Raw genomic sequence first — 16,133 nt, 5'->3', positions numbered from 1 at the left:
CCGTTCACCCCGCGATCCGCACCGTCGTCGTGGAGCCCCAGATCGCCAGCGACAGGAACAGGTCGATGACCATCACCGCGACGATCGAGAAGCGCACCGCCCGGCCGACCGCCAGCCCCACGCCCGCGGGCCCCCCGCCGGCGCGGAAGCCGTAGTAGCAGTGGCTCAGGATGATCACCACGGCGAAGACCAGGACCTTGAGGAACGACCAGAACACGTCCTGCGGCGGCAGGAACAGGTTGAAGTAGTGGTCGTAGGTGCCGGCTGACTGCCCGTAGGCCTGCGTGGTGATCGTGCGCGTGGCGAAGTAGCTGCTGAGCAGCCCCAGCACGTACAGCGGGACGACGGCGATGAAGCCGGCGACGATGCGGGTGGTCACGAGGAAGGGCAGCGAGGGCACCCCCATGACCTCGAGGGCGTCGATCTCCTCGTTGATCCGCATGGCACCGATCTGCGCGGTGAAACCGCAGCCGACCGTCGCCGAGAGCGCCAGCCCGGCCACCAGCGGGGCGATCTCCCGGGTGTTGAAGTAGGCCGAGAGGAAGCCGGTGAAGGCCGAGGTGCCGAGCTGGTCCAGCGCGGCGTAGCCCTGGAGCCCCACCTCCGTACCGGTGAAGAAGGACAGGAAGGCGATCACGCCGACCGTGCCCCCGATGACCGCCAACGCGCCGGACCCGAACGTCACCTCGGCCAGCAGCCGGAAGGTCTCCCGCTTGTAGCGCCGCAGGGCGCGCGGCACCCAGCCCAGCGCCCGCCCGTAGAAGCTCAGCTGGTCGCCGAGGTCGTCCAGGGTGTCCAGCGGCCGCCGGTAGACGGTGGTGGCGAGCCGGCGGACCCGGACCCGGACCCGGTCGGTGGGTGAGAGGAGCGCCATCACGCCCCCTTCGGGGGGACGAGCTGGAAGTACAGCGCCGTCATCACGAAGTTCACCGCGAACAGCAGCAGGAAGGTGATGACCACCGCCTGGTTCACCGCGTCACCCACGCCCTTGGGGCCGCCCCCCGCGTTCAGCCCCTTGTAGGCGGCGACGGTCCCGGCGATCAGGCCGAACACCAGGGCCTTGATCTCGCCCGACCAGAAGTCCTCCACCTGGGCCAGGGCGCTGAACGAGGCCAGGTAGGCGCCCGGCGTACCGCCCTGCAGCACGACGTTGAAGAAGTAGCCCCCGGCCACGCCGACCACGCTGACCAGTCCGTTCAGCAGGACGGCGACCAGCATCGAGGCGAGCACCCGGGGCACGACCAGGCGCTGGATCGGGCTGATCCCCAGGACCTCCATGGCGTCGATCTCGTCGCGGATCTTGCGGGCGCCGAGATCGGCGCAGATCGCCGACCCCCCGGCGCCGGCGATCAGCAGCGCGGTGACGATGGGGCTGGCTTCCCGCAGGACGGCGAGCACCGAGGCCGATCCGGTGAACGACTGGGCCCCGAGCTGCCGGGTCAGCGAGCCCAGCTGCAGGGCGATGACCGCCCCGAAGGGGATCGCGACGAGCGCCGTCGGCAGGATCGTCACGCTGGCGACGAACCAGGTCTGCTGGACGAACTCGCGCACCTGGAACGGCCGCTTGGGCAGCGCCCGCAGCACGTCGAGGGCGAAGGCGAACAGCTTCCCGCTCGCCGCGAGCGGCCGGGTCGGCGAGTACTTGCCGTCCAGCAGCCCCGGGGCGACCGGCTTCTCGGTCGCGGTCACCCGGCGCCGCCGACGCGGGGCAGCACCACCGCGGGGGCCGGGCTCCCCGGCTCGGGACCCCAGTGCCGGCCACCCGCGCCGGGGGTCGGGCGGAAGAGGCCTGCGTCGGCCTGCGCGAGCAGGTCCGGCGGCAGCGAGGCGCGGATGGCATCGGCGGTGGCGGGGTCGAACTGGTGCAGCATGCGGGCCACCCGCTCCTGGCGGCGGCGCACGGCCTTGCGCTCCGGCAGGCCCGGGGAGGGGTCCAGCTGGGGCGGCACGGCATCCCCGCCGCTGGCGCCCTTGGGTCCGATGCCGTTGTGCCGGTCGCCGCCGCGGGCCTCCAGTGCGGCCATCTCGGCCTCGACCTGGGCGACGTCCTTCTCCTCGCTCATCCCGATGGGGCCCTCGCGGCGGCCGTTGAGGAACTGGCGGACGACCGGCTCCTGCGAGGTCAGCAACTGCTCCCGCGGGCCGAACATGGCCAGGTGGCGGCGGAACAGGAGGCCGAGGTTGTCGGGCACCGTGCGGGCGGTGCCGATGTCGTGGGTGACGATCAGGAAGGTGGCGTCGATCTGCGCGTTGAGGTCGACGATCAGCTGGTTGAGGTAGGCCACGCGGACCGGGTCGAGGCCGGAGTCCGGCTCGTCGAACAGGATGATCTCGGGGTCCAGCACCAGCGCCCGGGCGAGGCCAGCGCGCTTGCGCATCCCGCCGGAGATCTCCCCCGGCAGCTTCCCCTCGGCGCCCTGCAGACCGACCATGTCCATCTTCTCGAGGACGATCCGCCGGATCTCCGACTCGCTCTTCCTCGTGTGCTCGCGCAGGGGGAAGGCGATGTTGTCGAAGAGGTTCATCGAGCCGAAGAGCGCGCCGTCCTGGAACAGCACGCCGAAGAGCTTGCGCACCTCGTAGAGGCGGGACTCGCTGGTGTTCACGATGTCGGTGTCGGAGATGACGATCGAGCCCCGCTCGGGCTTCAGCAGGCCGACCAGCGACTTGAGGAACACCGACTTGCCGGTGCCCGAGGGCCCCAGCAGCACCGAGATCTCCCCCGGCGGGAGCGTGAGCGTGACGTCGCTCCAGATGTTCTGGCTGCCGAACGACTTGGTCAGCCCCGAGACCTCGACTGCGACGCCCACGTGTCCCCTGCCTCCCGTTCCGGCCGGCCCGCCCGGTCCCCGCCCCGCCGCGTCGGAAGGCCCCCGGCGGGGCGCTCGACCGTGGTGGGTCCCGTGGTCCGGGGCCCTGGCCTGCGCTCCTACCGGTCAGTAACGACGCGGTCCGGCGAAGGTTACGTGTGTCACGCAGTTCCCGTGACCCCCGTCTCCCCGTTCGCGGTGCGCAACCACCCGGACATGCGACAGGGGCCGCCCTCCCGAAGGAGGACGGCCCCTGTGGTGAGGCGGTGGAACCGCCCCGGCGCAGGGACCCCGGCCCGAGCGGAGCGAGGGCTGGGGGTGCCGGGGTCCTTTACTTGACGGTGACGGTGGCGCCGGCGCCCTCGAGAGCGGCCTTGGCCTTCTCGGCGGCGTCCTTGGCGACCTTCTCCAGGATCGGCTTCGGCGCGTTGTCGACCAGGTCCTTGGCCTCCTTGAGGCCGAGCGAGGTCAGGCCGCGCACCTCCTTGATGACCTGGATCTTCTTGTCGCCGGCAGCCTCGAGGATGACGTCGAACTCGTCCTGCTCCTCGGCGGCGGCAGCGCCACCGTCGCCGCCACCGGCGGCCGGGGCGGCAGCAACGGCGACGGGGGCAGCAGCGGTGACCTCGAAGGTCTCCTCGAACTGCTTCACGAAGTCGGACAGCTCGAGGAGGGTCATCTCCTTGAACGCGTCGAGCAGATCCGCGGTGGAAAGCTTGGCCATGATGTCTCCTTCTGGGTCAGTCGGTGCTGGCCGCGGCGTCCGCGGCGTCAGCGTCGGGGGTGGTGTCAGCAGCAGCAGCCTCGGGAGCGCCGGCCTCGGCCGGCTTCTTCTCCTTGAGCGCCTCGGCGAGCCGGGCGACCTGCGACAGCGGGGCCTGGAACAGCCCGGCAGCCTTGGTCAGGTTGCCCTTCATGGCGCCGGCCAGCTTGGCCAGCAGCACCTCGCGCGGCTCGACGTCGGCCAGGGCGGTGACCTCGGCGGGGCCGACGGTGCGGCCCTCGACGACGCCGCCCTTGACGACGAGCAGCGGGTTGGCGCGCGCGAAGTCGCGGATGGCCTTGGCGGCCTCGACGACGTCACCCTCGATGAAGGCGATCGCGGTCGGGCCGTTGAGCAGCGGGGCCAGGTCGGGGTGCCCGACCGAGTCCGCCGCCCGCTTCGTCAGGGTGTTCTTGACGACGGCGTAGCTGCTGCCCTCACCGAGGGAACGACGCAGCTGGGTCAGCTGCGCCACGGTCAGCCCGCGGTACTCGGTGAGCACCGCCGCGCTGGACGACTGGAACCGCTCGGTGATCTCGTCGATCACCGCGGCCTTCGCCTGCGTGGGCATGGGCCTCCTCTCGTCTGTCGGGCGACTGCTGGACGCTGCACGACTGCGTGCGTCGAGGGGCCCGGAGACGAGGAACGCCCCGGCGCAGGGCGCACGGGGCGAGGGGCGGGCGCGAGCGCCTGCCGATCGAACCGTCCTCCTGCGCGGGTCGCCCGGTGCTCCGGGACCTTCGATCGCACGCGGACGTGCGACGACCAGCGGTCTTGGGGGGAACGGTGGCAAGAGTACCCCACACGACGACGGCCCCGCCGCGCGGGTGCGCAGCGGGGCCGTGGCGAGGCGATGGAACGGCCACCCTTCAGGGGCCCGCGCCGAGCATGCGAGGCGTGGGGGGAAGGGTGGTCCTTCTACTCGTCGACCGTCAGGTTGCGGGTGCGGTTCGGGTCGACCGGGATACCCGGGCCCATCGTGGTCGAGATGGTGACCTTCTTCAGGTACCGCCCCTTGGCCGACGACGGCTTGGCGCGCAGCACCTCGTCGAGCGCGGCCGCGTAGTTCTCGACCAGCTTGGCCTCGTCGAACGAGGTCTTGCCGATGACCAGGTGCAGGTTGGCCTGCTTGTCGACGCGGAAGTTGATCTTCCCGCCCTTGATGTCGTTGACAGCCTTGGTGACGTCGGGGGTCACCGTGCCGGTCTTCGGGTTGGGCATCAGGCCACGGGGGCCGAGGATGCGGGCGATGCGACCGACCTTGGCCATCTGGTCCGGCGTCGCGATCGCGGCGTCGAAGTCCAGGAAGCCGCCCTGGATGCGCTCGATCAGGTCGTCGGAGCCCACGACGTCGGCGCCGGCGGCCTCGGCCTCGGCGGCCTTGTCACCGGTCGCGAAGACGATGACGCGGGCGGTCTTGCCGGTGCCGTGCGGCAGGTTGACCGTGCCGCGGACCATCTGGTCGGCCTTGCGCGGGTCGACGCCCAGGCGCATGGCCACCTCGACGGTGGCGTCGTAGGCGGTCGTCGACGTCTCCTTGGCCAGCGAGGTGGCCTGGAGCGGGCTGTACAGGTTGTCGCGGTCGACCTTCTCGGCCGCTGCGCGGAACTTCTTGCCGTGCTTCGCCATGGTGGTTCCTCTCGCCCGGACGGTGCCGGGGATCGTGTGGTTCGCGGGCCAGGCGTGGCCCTCCCACGAGTGCAGGTGGTGCGGGTGCGGGCTGAGGTCAGCCCGTGACGGTGATGCCCATCGACCGGGCGGTGCCGGCGATGATCTTCTCGGCCTGGTCGAGGTCGTTGGCGTTGAGGTCGGCCATCTTCGTGGTGGCGATCTCGCGGACCTGGTCACGGGTGACCGTGGCGACCTTGGTCTTGTGCGGCTCGCCCGAGCCCTTCTCGACACCAGCGGCCTTCAGCAGCATGCGCGCCGCCGGCGGGGTCTTGGTGACGAACGTGAAGGTGCGGTCCTCGAAGACCGAGATCTCCACGGGGATGACGTTGCCGCGCTGCGACTCGGTCGCGGCGTTGTACGCCTTGCAGAACTCCATGATGTTGACGCCGTGCTGACCCAGCGCCGGACCCACGGGCGGGGCGGGGGTGGCCGCACCGGCGTTGATCTGGAGCTTGATGACCGCGGTCAACCGCTTCCTGGGGGGCATGCTCTGTTCTCCGGTTCAGTTGGGTGGTGAGGTCTTCGGACCCGTCCGTCAGATCTTCTGGACCTGGCTGAACGAGAGCTCGACGGGCGTCTCGCGGCCGAAGATGGAGACCAGCACCTGCAGCTTCTGCTGCTCGGCGTTGATCTCGTTGATGGTGGCGGGCAACGTGGCGAACGGGCCGTCCATGACGGTGACCGACTCGCCCACCTCGAAGTCGACGACGGCGGCCGGCGCGGCGGCGGCGCCGCCCGAGCTCGCGGCGGTGGCCTCGGCGGCCCGCGGCGCCTGCGGCGTGGTGGCCGGGGCGAGGATCTTCACGACCTCGTCGATCGTCAGCGGGGACGGCTTGGAGGTCGCGCCGACGAAGCCGGTGACCCCGGGAGTGTTGCGCACCGCGCCCCACGACTCGTCGTTGAGCTCCATGCGGACCAGCAGGTAGCCCGGCAGGACCTTGCGGTTGACCTGCGAGCGCTTGCCGTTCTTGATCTCGGTGACCTCCTCGGTGGGCACCTCGATCTGGTAGATGTAGTCCTCCACGTCGAGGGACTGGATGCGCGCCTCGAGGTTGGTCTTCACCTTGTTCTCGTAGCCCGCGTACGAGTGGACGACGTACCAGTCGCCGGGGGCGATCCGCAGCGCCTTGCGCAGCGACTCGACCGGGTCCTCGTCCTCCTCGACCGCGACCTCGGAGTCCCCGGCCGGCGCGGCCTCCGGGTCGGTGGCGAGCGTGTCGGGGTTCCCGGTCTCGATCTCCGGCGTCGCGTCGGCGACCTCGCCGTCGGAGATGGCGGCACCCGCGCCCAGGTCGGCGGTGTCGCTGGACCCCTCGGCGGCACCGGACTCACCGGCGCCGGTCTCGACGTCGGCGGTGCCGCGCTCGTCGAATCGGGCGTCGTCCAGATCGGTGCCTTCGACCGCGTTGTCGGTCTCGAAGGGCTCGCGGGGGTCGGTCACAGGGTGTCTCTTCCTTGTCAGGGGGCGTTCAGGCGCGGGGACGGCGGATCAACCGAAGACGGCGAGCACGCCCTGCGCGAAGAGCAGGTCGAGCCCGGCCACCAGCGCGACGATGAACGCGACGAACACGATCACCACGGTCGTGTAGGTGATCAGCTCCCGCCGGCCCGGCCAGATGACCTTGCGCAGCTCGGCGACCACCTCGCGCAGGAAGCGCATGATCGAGCGCCGGGGCTGGTGCTCCTCGGCGCGCGCCCGCTCCGCAGCCGCCCGGGAGCGGGTCGGGCTGCCGTCGCGAGCCGGCTCGGCGGCCGACCGGGCGGCGCGACGCGACCGCGTGGCGGGCTCGTCGTCCTCGTCCCCGTCGACGGTGATGCGGCCCCGCCGGCGGGTGCTGCGGTCCCGCGCGGCGACGACCTTGTCCTCGTCGGCCTCCGCGTCGCCGGCCACCTGGTCCTCGGCGGCCTCGAGGGCGGCGGCGTCGTCGACCCCCGGCGCCTCGCGGTCCAGCTGCTCGTCGGTGAGCTCGGCGTCGGAGGCGGCGCGCGCGTCGTCCTCGCGGCCCGGCTTCTCGTCGCTCACTGCGCCTCGCTCGCCTCGTCGTGGTGGCCTCTCCCGCGAGGGCCGTCGGTCGGTCGTGCCGGTGTCCTGCTGGCAGGGGTGACAGGACTTGAACCTGCAGCCTGCGGTTTTGGAGACCGCTGCTCTGCCAATTGAGCTACACCCCTATGCCCTGGGTGGGCCCCGGAGCGTCTCGCCGCCACGGTGGCGCCGGCCCGGGAAGGGATCCGGGGCACGCCGGTGGCGGGGTCAACAGGCCCCGGTGAAGCCAGTGTACGGGACCGTGACGGGCGGAAGCGAACGTCCCACCGGGCCTGCCCCCGGCCGGGGCATCTCCCCCGGTCGGCCACCCGCGCCGGACCGGGCGGGCAGCCCGCGGCCGTGGTCTTTGACACGATGGCCCCATGACCGACGTCTCCGCACCGGGGTCCGCCTCCCAGTCGACCGAGCTGCCGCCCACCGCGCGCCGCATCTCCCGTCGCATCGGCGCCATCGCCGAGTCCGCGACGCTCGCCGTGGACGCCAAGGCGAAGGCGCTCAAGGCCGCCGGGAAGCCGGTGATCGGCTTCGGAGCCGGCGAGCCCGACTTCCCGACACCGGACTACGTCGTCGAGGCCGCGATCACCGCGGCCCGGACGCCGGCCATGCACCGGTACACCCCCGCCGGCGGCCTCCCCGCGCTGAAGGAGGCCATCGTCGCCAAGACGGCGCGCGACTCCGGCCTGCGGCTGACCCCCGCGCAGGTGCTGGTCACCAACGGCGGCAAGCAAGCGGTCTACGAGGCTTTCGCGACGATGCTCGACCCCGGCGACGAGGTCCTGCTGCCGGCGCCCTACTGGACCACCTACCCGGAGGCCATCCGGCTGGCCGGGGGCGTGCCGGTGCCGGTGGTGGCCGACGAGCAGAGCGGCTACCTGGTGTCGGCGGCGCAGCTCGAGGCGGCGCGCACCCCGCGCACCAAGGCCCTGCTCTTCTGCTCCCCCTCCAACCCCACGGGCGCGGTCTACCCGGCCGAGCAGGTGGAGGAGATCGGCCGCTGGGCGCTCGACGCCGGTCTCTGGGTGCTGACCGACGAGATCTACGAGCACCTGACCTACGGCGGGGCCTCGGCGCCGTCGATGCCGGTGCTGGTGCCCGAGCTCGCCGACCGGTGCGTCGTGGTGAACGGCGTCGCCAAGACCTACGCCATGACCGGCTGGCGGGTGGGCTGGATCGCGGGCCCGGCCGACGTCGTCAAGGCCGCCACGAACCTCCAGTCGCACGCGACGTCGAACGTCGCGAACGTGTCGCAGGCCGCGGCCATCGCCGCGCTGACCGGCGACCTGTCGGCGGTCGCCGAGATGCGGACGGCGTTCGACCGGCGCCGGCAGACCATCGTGTCGATGCTGCGGGAGATCCCCGGCGTCGCCTGCCCCGAGCCGCACGGCGCCTTCTACGTCTACCCGTCGGTCAAGGGGCTGCTCGGCCGCTCGATCGGCGGGCGCACGGCCGGCAGCAGCGCGGAGCTGGCCGAGCTGATCCTCGACCAGGCGGAGGTCGCGGTCGTCCCGGGCGAGGCGTTCGGGACGCCCGGGTACATCCGGATGTCCTACGCGCTGGGCGACGACGACCTGGTCGAGGGCGTCTCGCGGCTGCAGCGGCTGCTCTCCACGGCCGGCTGAGCAGCGGCGCCGCCGCCGGCCCCACCGCGGGCGTGGCGGCGGCGCGGGCGGTCAGGCCAGCCGGACGACCGCGCGGGCGAGGGAGAGCACCTTCTCGCCGTCGCTGGTGACGGTGAGGTCGACCCGCGCCCGCCCGTCCTCCAGCAGCGCGGCCACCCTTCCGCGGACGGTCAGCTCCGCCCCCCGGTCGTCGTCCGGGACGACCACGGGCCGCCCGAAGCGGACCTGGTACTCGACCAGCGCCACCGGATCCCCGGTCCAGCCGGTGACCGCCCGGGCGGCGAGCGCCATGGTCAGCATGCCGTGGGCGATGACGCCGGGCAGGCCGACCTCGCGGGCCACCCGCTCGTTCCAGTGGATGGGGTTGAAGTCGCCGGAGGCACCGGCGTAGCGGACCAGGTCGGCGCGGGTGACCCGGAGGACCAGCTCGGGGAGCTCGGTCCCGACCTCTGCGGTCATGCCGCACCTCGCGCGACGAGCATCGAGGTGGCCGTGCAGACCGCCTCGCCGTCCTCCGTGGCGAGCTCCACCCGGGCCGTCAGCAGGTCGTTGCCGGCGACGGTGCGGGCGGCGTCGATCGTGGTGGTGGCGACCAGCCGGTCGCCGGCCCGGATCGGGCGGTGGTGGGTGAACTTCTGCTCGCCGTGGACGACGCGGCTGTAGTCCAGCCCCACCTCGTCGTCCGCGAGCACCGCGAAGGCGGCCTCGAGGCTCACCACGACGGCGAACGTCGGCGGCGCCACGACGTCGGGGTGGCCGGCCGCACGGGCCGCGTCGGCGTCGTGGTGCACCGGGTCGGTGGCGCCGACGGCGGCCGCGAACTCGGCGATCTTCGCCCGGCCGACCTCGTAGACGGCAGAGGGCGGGTAGCTGCGCCCGACCAGTGCCCGGTCCAACGCCATGCTCCCGCCCTCGCTCAGCAGCCGCGAACCGTCAGCGGGTCTCGCGGTGCAGCGTGTGCTTGCGCTCGCGCGGGCAGTACTTCTTCAGCTCGAGCCGGTCGGGGTCGTTCCGCCGGTTCTTGCGGGTGATGTAGTTGCGGTTCTTGCACTCCTGGCAGGCCAGGGTGATCTTCGGACGGACGTCGGTGGCTGCCACGGGAGTGCTCCTAGCCTTGTGGGACAGGACCCGGGACCGGGCCCTGCTGCCGAACCGGCTGGATGCCGACACGGCGACGGACCCGGGACGCCGGGTCCGTCGGGAGTAGCGGTGACCGGACTTGAACCGGTGACACAGCGATTATGAGCCGCTTGCTCTACCAGGCTGAGCTACACCGCCGGGATGACCACCCGGGCCGGTCTCGCGACAGGACCGGTAGGTCAGGTTACTGCCAGAGCCCCTTTACGGAATCGAACCGTAGACCTTCTCCTTACCATGGAGACGCTCTGCCGACTGAGCTAAAGGGGCGTGCTCGGAGCCGTCGAAGACTCTACCAAGCCGCTCGTGGCGACCGGCGGGGGCCCTCCGGACCGTGCGGGACGACTGTAACAGCCGCTCCGGGCGGCCCGTCCGGAGGCCGGCGACGTGCTGGCACGACCCCGCGTCGGGGCCCCGCCGCGGGGTCGCGAGCGGCGGAGGGACCGTGGGTCCGTCTCAGGTGCGGACGAACAGCCGGCGGTAGGTGGCCCCCGGCGCGGCCGAGCGCACGCCGGTGCGTGCCAGCAGCCACTTCTCCAGCCGGTCCTCGGGCAGCGGCCGGCTGATCAGGAAGCCCTGGAGCTTGTCGCAGCCCATGGTGATGAGCTGGTTGCGCGTCATCTCGTCCTCGACGCCCTCGGCGACGACGCACAGCCCCAGGTTGTGGGCCAGCTCGATGATCGAGCGCGCGATGAAGGACTCCCCCTGGCTGGTGGCCATGGTGAGGACGAAGGACTTGTCGATCTTCAACTCGTCGATGGGCAGGTGCCGGAGCTGGGAGAGCGACGAGTAGCCGGTGCCGAAGTCGTCCATGGAGAGCCGGAGCCCCAGGTCGTGCAGCTCGTCCAGCACGGGGCTCTCGCGCACGGAGTCGTCGACGACGCTGCTCTCGGTCAGCTCCAGGATGAGCAGCTCCCCGGGGACGCGGTGGCGCTCCAGTGCGCCGCGGATGCGGTCCACCAGGTTCGGCTCGCTCAGCGAGAACGCGGAGACGTTCACCGCGACCGAGAGCGAGATGCCCTGGTCCAGCCAGCGCCGGCACCGGGCCAGCGCGAGGTCCAGGACGTGGTCGGTGACCGCGCCGATCCGGCCGATCTGCTCGGCGAGGCCGATGACGTCCTCGGGCGGGATGCTGCCGTAGCGCGGGTGGGTCCAGCGGACGAGCGTCTCCACCGAGACGATGTCCGACGTCTGGGCGTCGATGACCGGCTGGAAGACGACGCCGATCTGCCCGTCGGCCATGGCCTGCTCCAGCTCGGTGCCCAGCTGCAGGCGGCGCAGGCTCTGCTGGTCGAGCACCGGGTGGTAGCTGGCCACGCCGCCCGACTCCGCGGCCGCGAGCAGGGCCACGTCCGCGCGCTGCATGAGCGTGCCCGCGTCGGTGCCGTGCACGGGGGCTGCCGCGACGCCGATGGTCAGCGAGACCTCCAGGTCCAGCCCGGCCACCCGGACGCGCGTGGCCGCGGCCTCGCGCAGCCGCCGGGCCGCCTGCTCGGTGGCCTTCAACGACAGGCCGGGGAGCAGGACGGCGAACTGCTCCCGTTCCATGCGGGCCAGCAGGGCGCGCGGCGGGGCGTGCTCGCGGAGCAGGCCGGCGGTGACCAGGAGCAGCTCGTCGCTCGCGGCGTGCCCGAGGGTGTCGGTGACGTCGGCGTAGGTGCCCAGGGAGGCGAGGATGAGCCCGGCCCGGTCACCGGCCGGGTCCGCGGTCACGAGCGCGTCGATCTCCGCCGCGAGCCGCTGCCGGTTGGGCAGCCCGGTGAGGCGGTCGTGGTCGGCGTCGAAGCGGATGCGCGTGAGCAGCTGCTGCTGCCGGATCGCCGCGTTGACGTGGGTGAGCATCGACTCCAGGGCGCCGCGCTCGGTGCTGCCGAAGGAGACGGCGTCGCTGCGGCGGTCGCAGACCTCCAGGTAGCCCGGTTCTCCTGCGGCCGTGGTGACCGGTGCGCCCAGCACCTCCGCGACCCCCCGGCGGGCGAGCGCCGCCGCCTGGGCCTCGTCGGCACGCCCGGCCGAGACGTGGACGGCCCCCGACGAGGCGACCGCGCGGCGACGCAGCACGTCGTCGGGGTCTCCGGGCCCGTCGTACCAGTCGGCACCGCTCTCGGTGGCGACGACCAACCGCGGGCCCTCGTCGAGGTAGGGCGGCAGCCAGAGGGCGACCCGCTCCGCGTTCAGCAACTCCTGCACCGCCTGCACGATGTGGCGGGTGCCCACCTCGTCGGGCTGGACCTGCTCCACCCGCCGCGCGAACTCGTAGACGCGCTCCAGGGACTGGCTCTCCCGGGTCACCTCCGCGAACCGGCGGTACAGCAGGACCAGGGCCGCCGTGAGAGGCGCGAGGATGAGGAGCGACCACAGCGTGACGTGCAGCACCAGGAGGATCGCCAGGCCGACGAGCACGGCGACCGGCGACACGACGACGACCGGCACCAGCAGGCTCGTCCAGATCGAGCGCCCGGGGTACCCCTGGGTCACGGTGATCGCCCCGGCCACCATGACGGCGGCGACGGCGTTGGCCGCGAAGACCGCCAGCAGGCAGGAGATCCAGGTCCAGGGCTGGCTGACGTCGCCGCCCGACATCAGGTCGAGCACGAACACCGCGACGGCGCTGTCGATGACCGCGACGGCGACGTTGAAGAGGATCTTGGCCGGCGAGAACCGCTGGAGCGCCAGCACGAGTCCGACGGCCGCCGCTCGGGTCACCGCCGTCCAGGCGCCACCGAGCTCGAGCAGGGCGATCACGAGGGCGAGCTCGCTGGCGGAGTTCACGAAGCTCTGGCGGCGGAACTCGATGTGGACGTAGACCCACTCCCCCAGCACCGCGGCCAGGAAGACGGCGCCCAGCAGGATGCCGCTCACAGGATCCACCCCGCGCGTCAGCAGGGCCGCGCCCAAGGGCGCCGCAATGGCCAGCGCGAGTCCTGTGGCGACCCAGGGGCTGCGGACGGTACGCGAGCGACTACGCTCGCTGACCTCCTGCTCAGCCACGTGCACGGCACTCTCCCCGGTCGTTGGGCGGGCGAAAGGCTAGCAGCGGTGTCGATCACCGCCACCCTCTCCGCACGCGGGAGAGGGACCCGCTCGCCGAGGTGATCGGCAAGTGCTGCCCCGAACATGAGGAGGGGGCAGCCGCCCCGGAGGGACGACTGCCCCTTCTGGACCAGGGGGGCGGCCCGATCAGGCCTGGCGACCCCAGCGGACGCCACGACCCCAACGCACACCCCGACCCCAGCGGACTCCGCGGGCCGAGCTGTCCTCACGCTGCATGCTGCTGTTCATGGCGCCTCCCTCGTGGCACGACAAAATGGCTGAATGCGGCAGCCATCCACGCGCGGGGGCAGAGCGTCGTCGAATACGGACCGCGCGGGCGACACTCCTTCCCGTCACGGGTCGCCACAAGCATCAGGGTCACGACACGCCGTTGGCGACGCCGAGTCGTAACCGTGCGCCACATTGATCACACGACGGGTGACCCACTTCGCCGGCGGGGGGCGGCCCACGGCCCTCGACGCCGGCGGCGCGATCGGTCCCCGGACCGCCGAGCGGTGATCCACGCGCCCGCGCCGTCCACAGGAACCGCCGGGTGCCACGAGGACGGGTGAACCGTCGTCCACAGTGTCCACAGATCGTGTCCACAGGTCGTGGACAACCGCGGGTCGGTGCTTACGCTGCCGCGCGTGCACCCCGACCAGGACGACCGCGAGCGCGGGTCGACGCTCCCGTTCGTCCTGGTGTGCTGGCTGGTCGCCGCGCTGATGGCCGTCGGGGCGATCGCGGCGTCCGACGCCTTCCTCGAGCAGCAGGAGGTGCAGTCGGTCTGCGACAGCGCCGCCCTCGCCGCGGCGAACCGGGCCGACGAGGCGGTGCTCTACGCGCAGGGGGTGGGCACCGAGCTCCCGCTCAGCCGCGCCGCCGCCCAGGCCGCGGTGGCCGACCAGCTGGCCGACGGCGACCTCGCGCTGGACAGCTGGGCGGCCGAGACCGACGGGGCCGAGGTGACCGTGCGGTGCACCCGGTACGTGGACATCGCGTTCGGCTGGCTGTTCCTGGCCGGGCAGCAGCTCGAGCGGACCGCCGTCTCCAGTGCGCGGGCACCGACGGCGCCCTGATCCGGCCCCGGGACGGCGACGGCCCCCGACCGGGTGGTCGGGGGCCGTCGTACCGGGCGTGGCGGGTGAAGGATTCGAACCTTCGTAGGCTAAGCCGACGGATTTACAGTCCGCTCCCATTGGCCACTCGGGCAACCCGCCCCGATTGGTACGCGGGAGAGACTACAAGACGAGGGCCCCGGCACGTGACGGGTCCCCACCGACGGGCCGCCGTGGCGGCCTCGTCCCGCACGGAGAGGAAACGACATGGCCGACGCATCCTTCGACGTCGTGAGCAAGGTCGACCGCCAGGAGGTCGACAACGCCCTCAACCAGGCGGGCAAGGAGCTCTCGCAGCGCTTCGACTTCCGCGGCACCAACGCGACCATCGCGTGGGCCGGCGAGGACGGCGTCACGCTCCAGGCCGACACCGAGGAGCGCGTCGCCGCGGCGCTGGAGGTGTTCAAGGAGAAGCTGATCAAGCGCAACATCTCGCTCAAGGTGCTGGACGCCGGCGAGCCCCAGGCCTCGGGGAAGAGCTACAAGATCGGCGCGAAGATCAAGCAGGGCATCGAGTCCGACACCGCCAAGAAGATCGCGAAGATCATCCGGGACGAGGGGCCCAAGGGCGTCCAGGCGCAGATCCAGGGCGACCAGCTGCGGGTGAGCGGCAAGAAGCGCGACGACCTGCAGGCCGTCCAGCAGCTGCTGCGCGGCAAGGACCTCGACGTCGCCCTGCAGTTCGACAACTACCGCTGAGCCCCCGCCTGGGCCGACGCCGGAGGCCGGGCGCGCGACACCGGACGGCGGGCACGGCTGCGGTGCACCGGGCCGTACCCTCGTGGGTCGGTGTCCGTCCGGGACGCCCGACGACCCGTGGAAGGCCGGAGTGACTACCCGCAGACGCATCGCCGCCCTGGGTGGCGCGGTGGCCATCGGTGGCTTCGTCGTCTTCGCGGCGAACTACGTCCCGCCCAACGAGCGCGCCAGGGTGGACGAGGGGGCAGAGCTGCTCAGCGGCTCCCTCGTCGGGGCCGGCTCCAGCGCCCAGCAGGCGGCCATGCAGGGCTGGGCGGCCGGCTTCAGCGCCGTCCAGCCCCGGCTGGACGTCAGCTACGACCCCATCGGCTCCGGCGGCGGTCGCGAGCAGTTCCTCGCAGGTGGGACCGACTTCGCCGGCTCGGACGCCGCGTTGGACGCCGACGAGCTCGCGCAGGCCGCCGAGCGCTGCGGCCCCTCCGGCGTCTTCGAGCTGCCGAACTACATCTCCCCCATCGCCGTCGTCTACAACGTCGACGGCGTCGACGAGCTCAACCTCTCCCCGGGGACCCTCGCCGGGATCTTCGACCAGCGGATCACCCGCTGGAACGACCCGGCGATCGCCGCCGACAACCCCGGGACCGCGCTGCCCGACCTGGCGATCGCCCCGGTGAACCGCGCGGACGAGTCGGGCACCACCGAGAACTTCACCGAGTACCTGGCGGAGGCGGCGGACGGCGGGTGGCCGCACGAGCCCGACGGCAGCTGGCCGGTGCCCGGCGGCGAGGCGGCCCAGGGGAACTCCGGGGTCGTGGCCGCCGTCCGCGGTGGGCAGGGCACCATCGGTTACGCCGACCTGAGCCAGGCCCGCGACCTCGGCGTCGCGAACATCGGCGTGGGTGGGGAGTTCGTCGCCCCGTCGGCCGAGGCCGCCGCGGCCGTCGTGGAGAACTCCCCGCGCCTCGAGGGCCGCGGTGAGCACGACGTCGTCATCGAGCTGAACAGGGACACCACCGGGTCCGGCGAGTACCCCATCGTGCTGGTCAGCTACCACATCGGCTGCATGGAGTACGACGACCCGGAGGTCGCCGAGCGGCTCCGGGCTTTCATGACCTACGTGGTCAGCCCCGAGGGGCAGCGAGCCGCCGCCGAGGTCGCCGGGTCGGCCCCCATCTCCGACGGCCTCCGGGAGCAGGCGCTGGACGCGATCGACGCGGTCCGCCCGATCTGAGACCCGGC

General features: G+C 72.3%; 17 protein-coding genes and 4 tRNA genes. 4 read left to right on the top strand and 17 right to left on the bottom strand.

The features are described from left to right. Positions 1 to 4 precede the first annotated feature (4 nt). The 10 genes from ACI794_RS03810 to ACI794_RS03765 all read right to left on the bottom strand — a co-directional run bounded on the left by ACI794_RS03810 (position 5) and on the right by ACI794_RS03765 (position 7,413). Positions 5 to 874, bottom strand: coding sequence for an MlaE family ABC transporter permease (locus ACI794_RS03810; RefSeq protein ID WP_456579683.1), 870 nt, complete (start codon positions 872 to 874; stop codon positions 5 to 7). Then, positions 874 to 1,689, bottom strand: coding sequence for an MlaE family ABC transporter permease (locus ACI794_RS03805; RefSeq protein WP_456602584.1), 816 nt, complete (start codon positions 1,687 to 1,689; stop codon positions 874 to 876). The genes ACI794_RS03810 and ACI794_RS03805 overlap by 1 nt, the downstream gene beginning before the upstream one ends. Then, positions 1,686 to 2,810, bottom strand: a complete 1,125-nt coding sequence (locus tag ACI794_RS03800; RefSeq protein WP_456602585.1) for an ABC transporter ATP-binding protein — start codon at positions 2,808 to 2,810, stop codon at positions 1,686 to 1,688. The genes ACI794_RS03805 and ACI794_RS03800 overlap by 4 nt, the downstream gene beginning before the upstream one ends. Before the next feature lie 331 nt (positions 2,811 to 3,141). Next, positions 3,142 to 3,534, bottom strand: coding sequence for a 50S ribosomal protein L7/L12 (gene rplL, locus ACI794_RS03795; RefSeq protein WP_456579686.1), 393 nt, complete (start codon positions 3,532 to 3,534; stop codon positions 3,142 to 3,144). A 16-nt stretch (positions 3,535 to 3,550) separates the two neighbouring features. Beyond that, a complete protein-coding gene (gene rplJ, locus ACI794_RS03790) occupies positions 3,551 to 4,144 on the bottom strand; it encodes a 50S ribosomal protein L10 (protein WP_456579687.1) in 594 nt (197 codons plus the stop codon). A 347-nt stretch (positions 4,145 to 4,491) separates the two neighbouring features. Further along, a complete protein-coding gene (rplA, locus tag ACI794_RS03785) occupies positions 4,492 to 5,202 on the bottom strand; it encodes a 50S ribosomal protein L1 (RefSeq protein ID WP_456602586.1) in 711 nt (236 codons plus the stop codon). Between the two features lie 97 nt (positions 5,203 to 5,299). Beyond that, positions 5,300 to 5,731 carry a 50S ribosomal protein L11 gene (gene rplK / locus ACI794_RS03780; protein ID WP_456579689.1) on the bottom strand — a complete coding sequence of 144 codons (432 nt, stop codon included), beginning with the start codon at positions 5,729 to 5,731 and terminating at the stop codon, positions 5,300 to 5,302. 48 nt (positions 5,732 to 5,779) lie between these two features. Then, the gene (gene nusG / locus ACI794_RS03775) at positions 5,780 to 6,685 is read right to left on the bottom strand and encodes a transcription termination/antitermination protein NusG (protein ID WP_456602587.1); all 906 of its coding nucleotides are present in this window, start codon (positions 6,683 to 6,685) and stop codon (positions 5,780 to 5,782) included. Positions 6,686 to 6,733: 48 nt separating this feature from the next. Continuing rightward, positions 6,734 to 7,267: a preprotein translocase subunit SecE gene (secE, locus tag ACI794_RS03770; protein ID WP_456602588.1), complete on the bottom strand. Its 534-nt coding sequence runs from the start codon at positions 7,265 to 7,267 to the stop codon at positions 6,734 to 6,736. Between the two features lie 70 nt (positions 7,268 to 7,337). After that, positions 7,338 to 7,413, bottom strand: a tRNA-Trp gene (locus tag ACI794_RS03765). A 237-nt stretch (positions 7,414 to 7,650) separates the two neighbouring features. Between ACI794_RS03765 and ACI794_RS03760 the strand changes: the two genes are divergently transcribed. Beyond that, complete coding sequence (locus ACI794_RS03760) at positions 7,651 to 8,907, top strand: pyridoxal phosphate-dependent aminotransferase (protein ID WP_456615695.1); 1,257 nt, start codon at positions 7,651 to 7,653, stop codon at positions 8,905 to 8,907. A gap of 51 nt (positions 8,908 to 8,958) precedes the next feature. Here ACI794_RS03760 and ACI794_RS03755 read toward each other — a convergent pair whose 3' ends face one another. From ACI794_RS03755 to ACI794_RS03730, 6 genes are all read right to left on the bottom strand, one after another. Next, positions 8,959 to 9,366, bottom strand: coding sequence for a MaoC family dehydratase (locus tag ACI794_RS03755; protein ID WP_456602590.1), 408 nt, complete (start codon positions 9,364 to 9,366; stop codon positions 8,959 to 8,961). Further along, positions 9,363 to 9,809: an FAS1-like dehydratase domain-containing protein gene (locus ACI794_RS03750; protein ID WP_456602591.1), complete on the bottom strand. Its 447-nt coding sequence runs from the start codon at positions 9,807 to 9,809 to the stop codon at positions 9,363 to 9,365. The genes ACI794_RS03755 and ACI794_RS03750 overlap by 4 nt, the downstream gene beginning before the upstream one ends. Positions 9,810 to 9,840: 31 nt before the next feature. After that, on the bottom strand, positions 9,841 to 10,005 hold the full coding sequence (gene rpmG, locus ACI794_RS03745) for a 50S ribosomal protein L33 (RefSeq protein WP_014378026.1): 165 nt from the start codon (positions 10,003 to 10,005) through the stop codon (positions 9,841 to 9,843). Positions 10,006 to 10,111: 106 nt separating this feature from the next. After that, positions 10,112 to 10,185: transfer RNA gene (locus ACI794_RS03740), tRNA-Met, on the bottom strand. Between the two features lie 56 nt (positions 10,186 to 10,241). Further along, positions 10,242 to 10,314 (bottom strand) — tRNA-Thr (locus tag ACI794_RS03735). A 186-nt stretch (positions 10,315 to 10,500) separates the two neighbouring features. Further along, a complete protein-coding gene (locus ACI794_RS03730) occupies positions 10,501 to 12,906 on the bottom strand; it encodes a putative bifunctional diguanylate cyclase/phosphodiesterase (protein ID WP_456602592.1) in 2,406 nt (801 codons plus the stop codon). An 818-nt stretch (positions 12,907 to 13,724) separates the two neighbouring features. Between ACI794_RS03730 and ACI794_RS03725 the strand changes: the two genes are divergently transcribed. Beyond that, the gene (locus ACI794_RS03725; protein WP_456579696.1) at positions 13,725 to 14,156 is read left to right on the top strand and encodes a pilus assembly protein TadG-related protein; all 432 of its coding nucleotides are present in this window, start codon (positions 13,725 to 13,727) and stop codon (positions 14,154 to 14,156) included. 59 nt (positions 14,157 to 14,215) lie between these two features. On the opposite strand, the gene ACI794_RS03720 is transcribed toward ACI794_RS03725, so the two are convergent. Next, a tRNA-Tyr gene (locus ACI794_RS03720) sits at positions 14,216 to 14,297 on the bottom strand. Between the two features lie 105 nt (positions 14,298 to 14,402). On the opposite strand from ACI794_RS03720, the gene ACI794_RS03715 reads away from it, so the two are divergent. Further along, positions 14,403 to 14,894: a YajQ family cyclic di-GMP-binding protein gene (locus ACI794_RS03715; protein WP_456579697.1), complete on the top strand. Its 492-nt coding sequence runs from the start codon at positions 14,403 to 14,405 to the stop codon at positions 14,892 to 14,894. Positions 14,895 to 15,024: 130 nt separating this feature from the next. Continuing rightward, the gene (gene pstS, locus ACI794_RS03710; RefSeq protein ID WP_456615694.1) at positions 15,025 to 16,125 is read left to right on the top strand and encodes a phosphate ABC transporter substrate-binding protein PstS; all 1,101 of its coding nucleotides are present in this window, start codon (positions 15,025 to 15,027) and stop codon (positions 16,123 to 16,125) included. Positions 16,126 to 16,133 lie beyond the last annotated feature (8 nt).

The sequence above is a fragment of the Blastococcus sp. SYSU DS0541 genome (assembly GCF_054050875.1).
This window is presented reverse-complemented; position numbering and strand designations above follow the sequence as displayed.

Coding starts and splice junctions, on each gene's coding strand:
- rplK (WP_456579689.1), bottom strand. CDS start 5,731: ATGCCCCCCAGGAAGCGGTTGACCGCGGTCATCAAGCTCCAGATCAAC.
- rplL (WP_456579686.1), bottom strand. CDS start 3,534: ATGGCCAAGCTTTCCACCGCGGATCTGCTCGACGCGTTCAAGGAGATG.
- ACI794_RS03760 (WP_456615695.1), top strand. CDS start 7,651: ATGACCGACGTCTCCGCACCGGGGTCCGCCTCCCAGTCGACCGAGCTG.
- ACI794_RS03750 (WP_456602591.1), bottom strand. CDS start 9,809: ATGGCGTTGGACCGGGCACTGGTCGGGCGCAGCTACCCGCCCTCTGCC.
- ACI794_RS03755 (WP_456602590.1), bottom strand. CDS start 9,366: ATGACCGCAGAGGTCGGGACCGAGCTCCCCGAGCTGGTCCTCCGGGTC.
- ACI794_RS03810 (WP_456579683.1), bottom strand. CDS start 874: ATGGCGCTCCTCTCACCCACCGACCGGGTCCGGGTCCGGGTCCGCCGG.
- rplA (WP_456602586.1), bottom strand. CDS start 5,202: ATGGCGAAGCACGGCAAGAAGTTCCGCGCAGCGGCCGAGAAGGTCGAC.
- rplJ (WP_456579687.1), bottom strand. CDS start 4,144: ATGCCCACGCAGGCGAAGGCCGCGGTGATCGACGAGATCACCGAGCGG.
- ACI794_RS03715 (WP_456579697.1), top strand. CDS start 14,403: ATGGCCGACGCATCCTTCGACGTCGTGAGCAAGGTCGACCGCCAGGAG.